Raw genomic sequence first — 14,577 nt, forward strand, 5'->3', positions numbered from 1 at the left:
AGACCGGAGTCGTGCTGCGAGCAGGGGTCAAGGGAGGTTTCGGGTGTCGCGTCGCGTGGTGGGCGTCACGCTGGACAACCTTGAGCACCTGCCCAAGAGCTGCCGGCAGTGCGTTTACTGGGAAGTCGCGCCGCACCTGAAGGAACAGGCCGAGGAGTACGGCGCCACCGAGGTGGAGAAAGAGGCCTGGGTGTCCAGCGTGCTGCTGGAGTGGGGCTCCTGCGGCCGGATCGTCTACAGTGACACGCTCCCGGTCGGCTTCGTGCTCTACGCGCCGCCGAACGCGGTCCCCCGCGCGCTGGCTTTCCCGACGTCACCCCCCAGCGCCGACGCTGTCCTGCTCACCGCATTCCAGGTCCTCCCCGAATTCCGTGGCGGCGGGCTGGGCCGGATGCTGGTCCAGGCCGTGGCGAAGGACCTGACCAAACGAGGCGTGCGCGCCATCGAGGCCTTCGGCGACGCCCAGCCCGACGACCCGGACCCCCTGGGCGGCCACGCCTGCGTCCTCCCCGCCGGTTTCCTGCAGAGCGTCGGCTTCAAAACCGTGCGCCCGCACCCGCGGTACCCCCGTCTCCGCCTGGAACTCCGCTCGGCGATCACCTGGAAGGAAGACGTCGAAGCCGCCCTCGAACGCCTCCTGGGCCAGGTAACCATCACCACCGCCGAACCCAGCCTCGGCCGCGCCTGACTCCCGTTCCCCCCCCCTCCCGGTCACTCTCCGTGCGCACCATCCCGCTGCCCCTGTGCCCACAAACCCTCCCCGCCTCGCCCTGCTTCCCCTCTCTTCCTCGTGCTGCCCACCCGCATCGCTCGAGGTCAACCCGCCCCCACCCATGCGACACCCAACCTGCCCGCTACCTCACTCGCGCAGGTCCCCCTCCACCCCGAAATACCCACAATCCCGCACCTGTGCACAGCTGTGGATGAACCCCGAAGTTATCCACAGATCGCTGATAGACGCCGTGGAAAACCTGTGGACGACTAGACTGGGTTCGGGGACGCCCCCCGTGGTGGGTGGGGGCTGCCCCCAGGTGTGGTGGGTGTCGGAGTGGTGGGGCGCAAGCGGTTGTGGCTGGGTGGTGAGGGTGGGTAAGTGGTGGAGGGACTCCGGTTGGTTGGGGCCGGGGTGGGGGTGTGGATGCTGGGGTGGAGGTCGGGGTTCTTGGGCGGGTTGTGTGGGGCGCGAGATGGCGGATTGTTGCTCTGGGTAATCAAGGTGCGGGGGTGGCCGGTGTGGGAGGAGGTCGGGTTGTAGGTGCGGAGTGGCCGGAGGTGGGGCCGGGGTGGAGCGGAGGCGGGGTGGCGGCGACCGTCGGAAAGGTCTGGAAACGTCAGCGAAGCTTGAAGGCGCCCGCGAAATTGAACGCAGTCGAGAGCTGGGCGCAGAGCGGAATCAGGAGCGAAGGCACGGCAGAACGGGGGCAGCTCCGGCGGAAAGTGCGAGAGAGGCGGTGGTCAACTCCCTGAGCCCACCCGCCGGCGGTGCAAAGCCATCGGGTGTCGAGCAGAAGTTGTCCACTACTTGCGGCCGGGCTGAGGGGCGCCGAGCCATGCGGGCCGGAGCTAGCCGTACGAGATGTAGCTGCGAAAAGTAGCTCTGAGCCGGGCAGGCCGAAAGCCACTGGGCCGGACCGCAGCCACTCGATCACCCATCCGCAGGGCCACCCCAAGCCCGAACCGCCCTGAGACCAGCAGCTCCCCCGCGAAAGCAGACCCAAGCCGAAACGGGCCTACCGGAAGCCCAGAACAAACGTCCGAGACCGTCGGCTATTCAGCCCGGGCCAGCTCGTGGGCCAGGACGTCGGCGAAGGTGAAGGTGCCGGTCGGCTGGTCGCCTTCGCCGAGGAGGTAGAGGCGTTTGACGGCGATCAGGATGCCTTCGGCCACGACGTCGCGGAAGGCGGGAGAAGCCAGCCTTCCGGAGTCGTCCGGGTTGGTCAGGTAGCCGATCTCCACGCGGACTGCGGGGCAGCGGGTGCGGGTGAAGATCTCCCACGTCTTGTAGTGCGTGCGGCAGTCTCGGAGGCCGGTCCGGGCGACTACCTCGCGCTGGATGAAGCCGGCCAGCAGTTCGCCCACCGTCGACGTGGTGCCGTTGCCGGTGCCGAAGTGGAAACTGGCGATGCCCTGGGCCCGCGGAGAAGGGTTCGCGTCGTTGTGCAGGGACAGAAACAGGTCGGCACCGGCGTCGTTGGCGAAGCGGGCGCGTTCGAAATCGCTCGGGCTGTGGTTCGGGCCGCGGGAGATCAGGGCTTCCATGCCGGTGGCCTGCATCCGGCCTTCCAGGCGGCGGGCCAGGTCCCAGGCGATATCGGCCTCGCGCAGGCCGCCGGCGACCACGCCGAGGTCCTCGCCGCCATGACCGGGGTCGATGACGATGCGCTTGCCGCGCAGGCGCGGGCCGGCGCGGCGCACCTGCTCCTGCTCGCGCAGGAACACCGGGCGGCCGCCGCGGGCGCGCGGAGAGGACAGGCGGTGCAGCTCACGAATGGTCGCCGGACCGCAGATGCCGTCGGGGGTCAGCCGCATATCGCGCTGGAAGGTACGCAGCGCGCGCTCGGTCTGCGGGCCGAAGTAGCCGTCCGGCCGCCCGGCGTCGAAACCCAGCTCGGTGAGCCGCTCCTGCAACGCGAACACGTCGTCCCCGTTGACCGGGGACGAAAGCAGGTACTGCAGCGGACGGCTCCCCAGGTGATAGCTCGCGCCCTTCATCGCCTGGAAGGTCGCCGCGCCCACCACCCCATCGGTGATGAGCCCGCGCCGCTGCTGAAAGGCCCGCACGGCCTGCTCCACGGCACCGTCGAAGGTCGCGTAACGGTCGGTCCCCGCCACCGGCGGCAGCAGGTCCATCCCGGCGAGAATCGACCTGATCTCGGCGACTTCCGAACCGGTGTCACCGCGGCGGAGTACCCGCATGCACTCCTCGCTCTTCCTCGGGCACCGAAACAACTCGATGCGAAAACAAAAAATCTGTGGCTGGGGGTAAGCCCAGGCACCCATTGTGCCTTGCGAACTCTGGGTGAGGACGTAGGCCCGGCCGGTATGCCGCTCTCGTGGGGGAGCCCCCGTGGGGGAGAGACCCTTGGCACGTCTACGTGATCATCACCATGTGGGGGCTGCTCGAACGGATGAGAACCCGGGTCTGCGGGCTGATTCCCGCAGGCCCGGGTTCCCACCGGATGGTCGATTCAGAGGACGTCGGACAGATCCGACAATAGTGCGGCCTTCGCCTTCGCGCCCACGATCTCCTTGACCGGCTTGCCGCCCTGGAAGAGGATCAGCGTGGGGATCGACATCACCTTGTAGTCACGCGCTGTGTTCGGGTTCTCGTCGATGTCGAGCTTCGCGACGGTCAGCTTGTCGCCGTTCTCCGCGGCGATTTCCTCCAGCACCGGCGCGACCATCTTGCACGGCCCGCACCAGGTCGCCCAGAAATCGACCAGGACCGGCTTTTCGCTGGTCAGCACGTCGTCCACGAACGACTTGTCGGTCACCTTGACGGTATTGCCCATGGGTTGTCTCCTTCGCCTGCGGTCGGAAGTCGGAAAACTTGCGAAAGGTCAGTGCTCGCCGCTGCCGACCAGCTCGGGCACCTCTGCGTGCTCGGCCAGCCACCGCTCCGCGTCGATCGCGGCGCTGCAGCCCGAACCCGCGGCCGTGATGGCCTGCCGGTAGGTGCGGTCCACCAGGTCGCCGGCCGCGAACACGCCAGGCAAGTTCGTGTAGGTCGTGCGGCCCTGGGTCCGCACGTACCCGTCCTCGTCCACCTCGACCTGCCCGCGCACCAGCTCGCTGCGCGGATCATGGCCGATGGCCAGGAAGAAACCGGTGACCTCCAGGGTCTTCTTCTCCCCGGTCTTGGTGTCTTCCACCTGCAGGCCACGCACGGTGCCCTCGCCCTCGACGCCGGTCACCTGCGTGTTCAGCTGCCACTTGATCTTCTCGTTCGCCCGCGCGCGCTCAAGCATGATCTTCGACGCCCGGAACTCGTCCCGCCGGTGCACGATCGTCACCGACTTGGCGAACTTTGTGAGGAAGGTCGCCTCCTCCATCGCCGAGTCGCCGCCGCCGGCGACCGCGATGTCGTGGTCACGGAAGAAGAAGCCGTCACAGGTCGCGCACGCGGACACGCCGTGGCCGAGCAGATCCTGCTCGCCCGGCACGTTCAGGTACCGCGCGGCCGCGCCCATCGCCAGGATCACCGCCCGCGCCGCGTAGCGCTTGCCGTTCGCTACGACGTACTTCACGTCGCCGGTCAGCTCCAGCGCCTCGACGTCCTCCGCACGCAGCTCGGCGCCGAAGCGCTCGGCCTGCTTGCGCATCTCCTCCATCAGATCCGGGCCCTGGATGCCGTCGCGGAAGCCAGGGAAGTTCTCGACCTCTGTGGTGGTCATCAGCGCACCACCGAACTGGGTGCCCTCGAACACCAATGGAGCCAGCTCGGCCCGCGCCGCATACACCGCGGCGGTATATCCGGCCGGACCCGAACCCACGATGATCAGGTCCCTGATTTCCTCGCCCGCCACCCGTCAACCTCCGCTCGTAGCGACCAGTGCTTCTGGCTCAACACGATGGTAGGGGCCGGTGTTCCCGGCGGTGACGCCCGCTACTACCGGCCGCCGACGATCCGGTCGAACAGCTTGTCCGGACGCGCCGGCCCGCAATCCGCGCCGAACGCGACCAGCCGGAACTGGGCGAGCTTGCCGGTGGTGTAGATGACCAGCACCCCCGCCTTGCCTGCCACGTTCACCGGGCGGACGCCCTCGGGCCGTACCTTCGGGTCCAGCCCGGCTGCCGCGACACACGTGTCGAGCCGCTGCTCGTCGCGCAACGGGCCGAAATCGCGGACCCCGACGCCACCGCCGAGCAAAGCCTCGGCCCCACCGCCGTCGCCGGACACGGACGGGCCGCTCGCCGCCGGTGCGGCCACGTTCGGCGTGCCGCTCTCGGAGCCCGGCACGGCGACCACCACCGCGACCACTGCGGCGGCGGCCGCGGTCAGGACCCCGCCCGCCCAGCCGAGCCGCCGGTTGCGCCGCCGGGCCGCCGACAGGTCCACCACCGGGGCAACCGCCGCCGGCTCCGGAAACGTGGCTCCCGCCGGGATTTCGCCACTCGAGTGCCGGTGCGCGGCGGATTCCGCGGCCAGCGCGGCGTCCAGACGGGCCACGTACTCCGCAGGCATCGGCGGCACGGGCTCGGTGGCCAGTGCGGACAGGTCCGCGGTGGTCGCTTCGAGTGCCTCGATGATCGCGCGCGCCTCGGGGTCGGCATCGACGCGCGGCCACAGCAGGGCCGCCTCGTCCTCGGTCAGGACCCCGGCGTGGAGGTCGGCGAGCAGGTCCACGGACCAGGGCGGCCCGACGATCCCCCCTGCTCCCCGGCTCTCGTCGGTCATCGTCCCTCCCCGTTCCCCGGCGAGCCCTTGACCCGCCCGGCACTCCGGGACCCCTCCGAAGTGGCGTGGTTGCGTTTGCTTTCGTTAGTTGAGACGCCTGCTGCGGCATCCGGGTTCCGCAAGTGCCCGAGAACCTTCGCGAGTTTGCCCCTTCCGCGCGCGCACCGGCTCTTCACCGTGCCCTCGGCGATCCCGAGCAGTTTCGCCGTCTCGGCCACCGAATAGCCCTCGACGTCGACCAGCACGATCGGGGCGCGCTGATCCTCGGGGAGCTGGTCGAGCGCCTGCCGTACGAGCAGGCTGGTCTCCCGTTGCGCCATCGAATCGCCGGGCGCGGCCGGTTCGTTGAAGCCGGCTTCGGGCAGCGGCACGGTCGGCCGGGCCTGCCGGCGCCGGATCCGGTCGAGACAGGCGTTCACCACGATCCGGTGCAGCCAGGTGGTGACCTGCGATTCGGCGCGGAACTTGCCGGCCGCGCGGAAGGCCGAGATGAACGCCTCCTGCAGGGCGTCCGCGGCCTCCTCCGGATCACGCAGGGTGCGTAGCGCGACCGCCCACATACGGTCCCGGTGCCGTCGGACCAGTTCACTGAACGCCTGCGGATCACCGGCGGCATGCGCCGCTATCAGGTCCGCATCCGTGGGAGCTGCAGCCGTCACCCGCGAGAGCCTACTGAGTCCGGTCGCAGGCTCACTGTGCAGGCAGGAAGCTCACATTCCCGAGTTCGCTGACGAAGCCCTTGCCGTCGTTCTGCCCCAGCTGGGTGATCCAGACGACGAAGAACTTGCCCTCCGCGGGCTGCTGCAGGTCGATCGTCGTTTCGGTGCCCTTCAGCTCGCCGCTGCCGACCACCTTCGTGTCGGCGAGTTTCGCGGTCTTGCTGTCCGCGCTGCGGATCTCCACCTTCGTGCCCGGACTGTCCGCGGTGATCTTCACCTGCGCGAGCTTCACCGAGTCGCCGAACGACGCCACGATGCCCACGCCGGGCTTCAGCGTCGGGAACTGCTTCTGGTACACGTCGGTGCGCCAGACCGTGCCCGGGTCGCCGTCGATGGCGTTCTTCGCCCGGGCCGGGCTGTCCCCCTGGCCCTCCGGGTTGTAGACGCTCGCCGAATCCGGCTTCACCGGATCGCCCACCTTCGGCGCGGCGGGCGAGGAGGGCGGCGGCGCCGGCTGGTTCGGCGCCGGGGCGCTGGTGGTGGGCGTGGCCGCGACGTTCAGGGTAGGCCCGGCGGACTTGTTGTCCCCCTGGAACAGGTTGATCAGCATCAACCCGCCCCAGGCCAGGATCACCACGGTCGCCACGACCAGCACGGTGACGCCGAAGGCGAGCTTCCGCCGCCGCGCGACGTCCTTCACCGGCTTCTTCGTGGTCCAGATCGTGCCGTCCGACTCGGCCTCGGGCTGGCCGACGGCCTGGATCAGCTGGGTGCGTTCCTCGTTCTCGGCGACCTGGTCGAGCACCCGCAGGATGGCCGAGCTGGTACGGATACCGCCGCTGCCGCCGTCCTCGATCGTGCGCACCGCCAGCGACGAGAGCTCCGCCGGCACCGCGGGCACCAGCGACCGCGGCGGGACCACGTGGCCCTGCGGGGTCAGCGGTGCGGCTGGGATGGCGGGCGGCCCGCCCGGCAGCGCCCACCGGCCGGTGAGCAGCAGATACAACACCGCGCCGAGGGCCTTGACGTCGTCGCGCAGGGTGGCTTCGGGCAACGGTCCGGGAAACGCCAGCTTCAGCGCGCCACCCGGGGTGAGCCGCAGCCGCTGCGGATGGTCCAGCCCGAGCACGAGACCGTTCTGGTGGGCATGGTCGACCGCCTCGGCGAGCGCCTGCACCATGCGTGCGGCCGCACCCGGTGCGACCGGCCGCTGCGCGACCAGATCGACCAGATCACTGCCCTTGGTCCACTCGGCGACCACGACGCCGAGCAGCCCCTCGCCGGAGGTGACCCCGCTGCCGAGGCTGAGCACGTCCAGCACCCGGGCGACCCCGCCGTGGCCGAACTTCGACGCGTGCGCGGCCCGCTCCAGCGTGCGCCGGGCCTGCCGGGCCGCCTCCGGATCCGCCGGATCGCCGACCAGCAGGGTCAGCGCCACATCCCGTTTCAGCTGCCCGTCGCGGGCCCGCCACAGATGCGCGGCGGCCCGTTCGTCCACCCCGAATTGGGCGAGCAGGCGATACCGGCCGTCTCCCACGACCCGCCCAGGGGCCAGCGACCCGCCCCGGGCACGGATGCCCGCGCGGTCCGCCTCCCCCGCCTGAACGTTTCGTCTCGTGTCCACGCTTCTCTCCTGCGTCGCGATCCCGGAACCGAGGGTACCCGGATCAGGCCCGCGGGAAGGGTCGTGAGTCGTGCATCAATCGTTACCCGCGTTTGATCAACCGCTGCAACCGCGAGGTGGCGGGCTTGAGCTCCTCGACCTTCAGCGCGATCAGTACCCCGAACGAGACCACGATCCCCACGATGCTCTGCAGGATCAGCTTCACCCAGGCGCTCAGGGTCGGGCCGAGCGAGTCGGGCACGACCTGCCCGGCCAGCCACGCCGCGCCGATGCCGAGCAGACTGGCCACGACGGTGAACAGGATCACCCCGATCACCCGCTTGCTGCGCAGGTTGCCGAGGGTGAACCAAAGCCAGACCTGGCCGAGCATCGCGCCGATCACATAGGTCAGCGCGTTGACCATCATCACGCCGAGCACCACGCTGTCCCCATTGAGCACCACCGGGCACAGGAACAGCAGCGGCACCTTGACCACGGTCATCACGATCATGATCAACGTCGGTGTGCGGGCGTCCTTCATCGCGTAGAAGACCCGCATCTGGAGCATCACCAGCGCGTACGGCAGCAGCGCGAAGGCCGAGATGGCAAGCGCCTGCCCGAGCCGCTCGGCGTTCTCCAGCGAGCCCTTGCCGAGGGTGAACATCGCGACCCCGATCGAGGAGCCGACGATGGTCATCACCGCGGAAATCGGCATGAGCGTCACAGTGGAGATGCGGGAGGCGTAGGACAGGTCGCCGATCAGCTTCTTCGTGTCCCCGTCCGCGGCCGCCCGGCTCAGCCGCGGCATGATCGCGGTCAGCAGGGAGACCCCGAGCACGCCGTAGGGCAGCTGGAACAGCAGCCAGGCGTAGTTGTAGGCGGTGACACCGCCCGCGGTGCCCTTGGTGAGCACCCGGGTGGTGATGGTGAGGCCGACCTGGCTCACCGCGACGTACCCGACGACCCACAGCGCGAGGCCGCCGAACTCCTTCATCCGCTTGTCCAGGCCCCAGCGCCAGCGCGGGCGGAAGCCGGAGCGCAACAGCGGCGGGACCAGGATGAGCGCCTGCGCGGCGATCCCGGCGGTCACGCCGATACCCAGCGTGAGCACCTTCGGATCGGTGATCGACGGGTGCGCCTCGTCGATCGAACCCGGCATCACCCACAGCACCAGGATGGTGAAGATGACCACCATGTTGTTGATCACCGGCGCCCAGGCGGTCGGGCCGAACACGTGCTTGGCGTTCAGCATCGCCGAGACCAGGGCGAACACGCCGTAGAAGAAGATCTCCGGCAGCAGCAGGTAGGCCAGCGCGGTGGTCAGGCCGGGACTGGCCTGACCGGACGAGTCGATGTACAGCGAGGTGAACGCGGGCGCCGCCACCACCGCGATGATCGTGCCGCCCAGCAGCACGGTCACCCCGACGGTCAGCAGCCGCTGCGCATAGGCCTGCCCCTGGTCCGGATCGTCCTGCGAGCGCACCAGCAGCGGTACCACCACACTGGTCAGCACGCCGCCGAGCAGCAGTTCGAAGATGATGTTCGGCATCGTGTTGGCGACGTTGAACGAGTCGTTCACCACGCCGGTGCCGATCACTACCGCGAGCAGCACCTTCCAGAAGAAGCCGGTGATGCGGCTGATCAGCGACGCGATCGCCATCCGGCCACTGGCCTTGGCCACCGACGGCGCCTTCGCCGGAGCCGGCTGCTCGGCCTCGCCCGGTTCGGCCGGACGGGCCGGTGGCAGGTCCTTGATCCGCGGCATGACCTGGGTGGCCAGCGCGTCGTATGGACGCATCACGTCGGGGTCGGCGGTCGGCCAGCGCGAGGCGGGCATCGGCACCCCGGCGGTGCGCGGGATGAACCGCGTGGCCTCCGGGTCCCGCATCGCTTCTTCCTGCCACGGCCGGATCGGCGCGCCAGGGCGCGGTCCGCGGCCACGGTGCACCGGCGGGATCTGCTGCGGGCCGGAGGCCGGGGCGGACGCCGGTGGCGGCGTGCCCGGCTGCGGCAACGGTGAACGGCCCGACGGCGGCGGAGCGTGCTGCCCACCGGGTACGCCCGGTGGCGGAGTGTGCGGGCCCCCGGGCGGCGGTGTGTGTGGTCCACCTGGCGGAGGCATGCGCTGCCCACCTGGTGGCGGGGTATGCGGTCCGCCGGGTGGTGGCGTGTGTGGCCCGGTCGGTGGGGCACCCGGCGACGGCATCGGCTGCTGCGTCGTCGGCGAAGGCCTGCGGCGTGCGGGCGCCGCGGCCGGCGGCACCCCGTTGCGGGTGGACTGCGGCCGTCCGTTCGGCGGCGGCTGGCGGCGCTGCGGACGGTCGGCGGGCATCGGCCGTTCGCCGGAGGGCTGGCCGGGCACCGGCATCCGCCGTGTGCCGTTGGCCGGGGGCTGGCGGAGTTCACCGGAGGCCGGACCGTCCGGCGGGGGCTGGCGCCGCGCATCGCGGACCGCGCGGCGTGGCTGGCCGCCGCGCTCCTCGCGCCGGGGCGGCGCACCGTCACGCCGAGGACGGCCCGCACGCTCGGGTGGTTGACCCGGCTCTTTGTCCAACGCGCGCCCAATCCTCGACTATCCCTGGTCCGCTGTCATTGTGGCAGCGTCAGCTCAGGGTAGGCGGGAACGGCCGGATGCACCCGGCCCGGCCGGTACTCAGCCCGAACGGCCGCGTGCCGCCCGGCTCTCCTTGACCCGCCGGTAAATGCGCCGGGAGGACAGCAGCAGCAGTGCGCAACCAGCCACGACGGTGCCGATGATGGTGATCGAGCCGTACTCGGTGGAGGTCATCTCGAAACGCGCGGTCGAGCCGAGCACGGCACCCGCCGGGGTGGTCAAGGACACATCGACGCTGAGTTTGCCCGCTCGCAGTGCCTCGATCTGCAGATATTCGTTTTTCCCGCCCTTTGCCGGAAAGGACCGATTCTGCAGTTGAGCGGGATCGGCGCGGACCCCGATGCTGTCGGTCAGCGAGATCCGCGCGGTGATGCCGACCGGCAGTTCATTGCTCACGTACACCGGCAGCGGCGCGGCACCGGAGGCGAGCGCAATCGTTTGCCTCGGCTGTTCCACGGTGACCTGATCGCTGATCGCGGCGAGTTCGGAGGTGGCGTTCGCCGCGGCGGAGGCCGGCGGCGAACCGTCGAACACCGTCGAGCTGCCGCGGACCAGAGCGTCGCGGACCGGTGCGATGATCGACTTCGGTTCGACGCGGTGGGTGGTGTCCATCCGCATCGCCGACATCATCCGGGTGGCTTTCGTGCTCAGGCCGGACAGCTGCTCGGCGATCGCGGCCCCGCCGTCCCCGGGCGCGTGCCGTTCGGCGGCGAAGGACGCGGACCCGGTCGGCGTGACGTGCAGCAGCTGGTTCAGTGGCGAGCTGCTGGTGACCTGGTGGCCGTTCAGCTCGCCGAGCCCGGTGAGGAAGGTGTTCAGCTCTTCGGCCGGCACATCCCACCGGCGGGGCGGGGCGACCAGGAGGCTGACGCCGTTCGCCGCTTCGGTACGGCCGAGCCCGGCCTCGAAAGCGATCGCGGCGAGCCCGTTCTGCGTGGCGACGGCACGCTGCGTCGCACCGCTGACCGTGGTCGGCGCTTGCGGGCCGGGGGTGAACCCGGCGAGCGCGTTCGCGATGATCCCGTCCGTCGGCTGCGCCCGGACGTTGCCGGGCAGCGTCACCGCGCCGCCGATGGTCCCCGCGTCGCGGCTCGCCTTCAGCAGGGACCCGTCGGTGAGCACCGTGCGATAGCCCGCCGCGGATGCTGCCGACAGCGCCTGATCGTCCAGCGATCCGCCCGGCCACAGCACGTCGGCCTGGGGTTCGACGCCGAGCAGGTTCTTGATCGCCGACGCGCCGCCGAGCGCGGTGGTCATCAGCCCGGCATCGGGATTGCCGCCCGCGTCGCGGACCTTGCCGAGCGTGGTCAGGTCGGCGTCGCCGAACGGCATCGGCACTACGCAGCGGTCCTTGACCAGCGCACGCAGCGAGCTGAGCCAGTCACGGGCGACGGTCGCGCCGGTGCCTTGCGAACCAGCGGCGAGGTAGCCACTGCTCATCCTGTCGACGGTGCGCAGCAGGTCCGGGTCGATGGCGAAGCACAGCGAGCCGCCGACCTGGCTCGACTGCGCCGCGCGTGCCGCGGAGACCAGCGCGTCCAGCCGTCCGTTCGGAGCGAGCTCCTTGGCCAGGGAATCGTTGGTGAGGTTCAGCTGCCTGCCGTACGCGGCCGAGGCGACGTGCACCGTGCTGTCGGCGATCGGCCACAGCACGGTGACCTTCGCGTTCCTCGGGGTCGCGCTGCCGCCGCGGCCGGGGCCGGACAGCACCGGCATCAGCAGGCTGACCGCGGCGAGCCGGGCGGCGCCACCGAACTCCGGGGTGCCGTTCACGTTCACCAGCAGCGGGTAGACGCCGGGCCGGGAGAACACCCCGGCTCGCTGCCCGGTGAGCGGGACTTGCAGGTCGAGCCGGGTGCTCTGGCCGGGTTCCAGCGCCGGCGCGAGGAGGGTGAAGTCGGTCAGCGGAATGTCCTGGACCGGCTCCCCGTTCAGCACCCCGGACATCGCCCGGGTGCCGTTGACCCGGTCGCCGACCTGCAGACGGACCTGCGGGCGGTCGATCCGGCGGTCACCGATGTTGGTCACGGTGCCCGACACCTGCAGTTGCGTGCTGCTGCCGGTGAGCACGCGCGGGGCGAGGTGGTCCAGGTCGACCCGCAGCCGCGGCGGTTCCGGGGACGGCTCCTGCTGCGCCTGCGCCGGTGCGCCGAACAGCGCGGCGGCGGCGAGGACCAGCAAGGACAGCAAGAACGCGGCGGGCCGCTTCACTCGGGTGCTCCGTCTCAGGCGAGCTTCTCGGGGGCGATCAGGTCAGCCGCCTTGCGGACCAGCTTGCGCTCGTCCGCGTAGGCGAGGGTGGTCTCCAGCTCGGCCACCGGGACCCAGGCCACCTCGGTGACCTCGACGTCCTCGTCGGAAAGTTCGCCACCGGTGGCCTCGAGCAGGAAATGGTGCACGGTCTTGTGCACCCTTCGCTGCTGGGCCACGAACCAGTAGTCGATGGTGCCCAGCGGGCGCAGCACCCGTGCCGAGATACCGGTCTCCTCCTTCACCTCGCGCACCGCGGTCTGCTCCACTGTCTCACCGTCCTCGATGTGCCCCTTCGGCAAGGACCACAGCAGTCTGCCGTGCCGGTCGAGCCGGCCGATCAGCACCGCGTGTTCCCGCTCGTGGTCGAGCACCAGCCCACCGGCCGAGGTCTCGTCGACCGTGGTCAGCCGCCTGCCGCGCGGGCGCCGGCGCCGCTTGCGCGGATTCGGCGCTCCGGCCCGGCCGGCGGATCCAGACATGCTGCGATGCTAGAGCAAACGGTTGCCCGGGTACTCTGGCTCTCCGTGTCCGTGTCCGGTGGTGCCCGTAGTAGTGGTACCCGTTTCGTGGTGGGATTCAAGTGAGCAACCTGGTCGCCCAGCAGAACGCGGTGACGGAACTGATGCGAGTGTCCCCTCTTGCCGATGAGCTGGCGGAACGTTTCGCGCGCGCCGGCCACAGCCTGTACCTGGTCGGTGGCAGCGTGCGCGACGCGCTGCTCGGCAGGCTGTCGGCCGATCTCGACTTCACCACCGACGCCCGGCCGGACCGGGTGCTGGCGATCGTCAACGACTGGGGCGACGCGGTGTGGGACGTGGGCATCGCGTTCGGCACGGTCGGCGTCACCAAGAAGGGCATGACGCTCGAGATCACCACTTTCCGCGCGGACAGCTACGACCGCGTCGGCCGCAACCCCGAGGTCACCTTCGGCGACACCATCGAGGGCGATCTGCTGCGCCGCGACTTCACCGTCAACGCGATGGCCATCGACCTGGTCACCAAAACCTTCATCGATCCGCACGACGGGATGGACGCGCTGCGGCTCCAGGTGCTCGACACCCCGGCGACCCCGCAGGAGTCCTTCGCCGACGATCCGCTGCGGATGCTGCGGGCCGCCCGCTTCGCCGCACAGCTCGGTTTCACCGCGGCCCCGCGGGTGGTCGACGCGATGACCTCGATGGCCGCGCAGATCGAGCGGATCACCGCCGAGCGGGTGCAGGCCGAGCTGTCCAAGCTGCTGCTCGCCGCCGATCCGCGGCCGGGGCTGGAGCTGCTGGTGGACACCGGGCTGGCCGAGCACGTGCTGCCCGAGCTGCCCGGGATGCGGCTGGCCATCGACGAGCACCACCAGCACAAGGACGTCTACCAGCATTCGCTCACCGTGCTGGCCCAGGCGATCGACCTGGAACAGCGGCACGAGCCTGCTTCCGGGCCGGATCTGGTGCTGCGGCTGGCCGCGCTGCTGCACGACGTGGGCAAGCCGGCCACCCGTGAGTTCCAGCCCGGTGGCGGGGTCAGCTTCCACCACCACGAGGTGGTCGGTGCGCGGATGGCCCGCAAACGTTTGCGGGCGCTGAAATACCCGAAGGAAACGATCGAGGCCGTCGCCCAGCTCGTGTTCCTGCACCTGCGGTTTCACGGTTACGGCGGGGGTGAGTGGACCGATTCGGCGGTGCGGCGCTACGTGACGGACGCGGGCGAGCTGCTGCCCCGGCTGCACAAGCTCGTGCGTGCCGACTGCACCACGCGCAACCGGCGTAAGGCGGCCGCCCTGCAGGCCACCTACGACGAGCTTGAGGCGCGGATCGCCCGGCTCAAGGAGCAGGAGGACCTCAACCGGGTCCGTCCGGATCTCGACGGCAACGAGATCATGCGGCTGCTCGGGCTCTCCCCCGGTCCGCAGGTCGGGCAGGCCTGGAAGTTCCTCAAGGAGCTGCGGCTGGACCGCGGTCCGCTGGAGCACGACGAGGCGGTGGCCGAGCTGAAGAAGTGGGCGCGGGACCAGGGCATCACCCCGCCCGGCTGACTCCCGGCCGTGGATGAACGGCCG

11 protein-coding genes and 1 pseudogene are annotated in these 14,577 nt (G+C 70.3%); 3 read left to right on the top strand and 9 right to left on the bottom strand.

Annotation, left to right across the window (positions count from 1 at the left end):
* The first annotated feature begins 43 nt into the window (after positions 1-43).
* Complete coding sequence (locus ATK36_RS16780; protein WP_098512424.1) at positions 44-688, top strand: GNAT family N-acetyltransferase; 645 nt, start codon at positions 44-46, stop codon at positions 686-688.
* Positions 689-1,767: 1,079 nt separating this feature from the next.
* Here ATK36_RS16780 and ATK36_RS16785 read toward each other — a convergent pair.
* The 7 genes and pseudogenes from ATK36_RS16785 to murJ form a co-directional block, all read right to left on the bottom strand.
* A complete protein-coding gene (locus tag ATK36_RS16785; protein WP_098512425.1) occupies positions 1,768-2,916 on the bottom strand; it encodes an N-acetylmuramoyl-L-alanine amidase in 1,149 nt (382 codons plus the stop codon).
* Positions 2,917-3,188: 272 nt separating this feature from the next.
* Positions 3,189-3,521: pseudogene (gene trxA / locus ATK36_RS16790) on the bottom strand (thioredoxin); the annotation flags it as partial.
* Positions 3,522-3,560: 39 nt separating this feature from the next.
* Positions 3,561-4,526, bottom strand: coding sequence for a thioredoxin-disulfide reductase (gene trxB / locus ATK36_RS16795; RefSeq protein ID WP_098512427.1), 966 nt, complete (start codon positions 4,524-4,526; stop codon positions 3,561-3,563).
* A gap of 83 nt (positions 4,527-4,609) precedes the next feature.
* The gene (locus ATK36_RS16800) at positions 4,610-5,398 is read right to left on the bottom strand and encodes a hypothetical protein (protein ID WP_098512428.1); all 789 of its coding nucleotides are present in this window, start codon (positions 5,396-5,398) and stop codon (positions 4,610-4,612) included.
* The gene (sigM, locus tag ATK36_RS16805) at positions 5,395-6,057 is read right to left on the bottom strand and encodes an RNA polymerase sigma factor SigM (protein ID WP_098512429.1); all 663 of its coding nucleotides are present in this window, start codon (positions 6,055-6,057) and stop codon (positions 5,395-5,397) included. The genes ATK36_RS16800 and sigM overlap by 4 nt, the downstream gene beginning before the upstream one ends.
* Before the next feature lie 31 nt (positions 6,058-6,088).
* Entirely contained in the window at positions 6,089-7,681 is a 1,593-nt protein-coding gene (locus ATK36_RS16810; RefSeq protein ID WP_098512430.1) for a protein kinase family protein, read from the bottom strand.
* Positions 7,682-7,763: 82 nt separating this feature from the next.
* The gene (gene murJ / locus ATK36_RS16815) at positions 7,764-9,548 is read right to left on the bottom strand and encodes a murein biosynthesis integral membrane protein MurJ (RefSeq protein ID WP_245914809.1); all 1,785 of its coding nucleotides are present in this window, start codon (positions 9,546-9,548) and stop codon (positions 7,764-7,766) included.
* A 280-nt stretch (positions 9,549-9,828) separates the two neighbouring features.
* Here murJ and ATK36_RS32280 point away from each other — a divergent pair, with 280 nt between their 5' ends.
* A complete protein-coding gene (locus tag ATK36_RS32280) occupies positions 9,829-10,197 on the top strand; it encodes a hypothetical protein (RefSeq protein ID WP_170069633.1) in 369 nt (122 codons plus the stop codon).
* Between the two features lie 116 nt (positions 10,198-10,313).
* Here the strand turns inward: ATK36_RS32280 and ATK36_RS16820 are convergent, their stop codons facing one another.
* Positions 10,314-12,485: a DUF6049 family protein gene (locus ATK36_RS16820; RefSeq protein ID WP_098512432.1), complete on the bottom strand. Its 2,172-nt coding sequence runs from the start codon at positions 12,483-12,485 to the stop codon at positions 10,314-10,316.
* Positions 12,486-12,499: 14 nt separating this feature from the next.
* Positions 12,500-13,006, bottom strand: coding sequence for an NUDIX hydrolase (locus ATK36_RS16825; protein WP_098512433.1), 507 nt, complete (start codon positions 13,004-13,006; stop codon positions 12,500-12,502).
* 101 nt (positions 13,007-13,107) lie between these two features.
* Between ATK36_RS16825 and ATK36_RS16830 the strand changes: the two genes are divergently transcribed.
* A complete protein-coding gene (locus ATK36_RS16830; protein ID WP_098512434.1) occupies positions 13,108-14,553 on the top strand; it encodes a CCA tRNA nucleotidyltransferase in 1,446 nt (481 codons plus the stop codon).
* The last annotated feature ends 24 nt before the right edge of the window (positions 14,554-14,577 follow it).

The sequence above is a fragment of the Amycolatopsis sulphurea genome (genome assembly GCF_002564045.1).
Lineage (GTDB): Bacteria > Actinomycetota > Actinomycetes > Mycobacteriales > Pseudonocardiaceae > Amycolatopsis > Amycolatopsis sulphurea.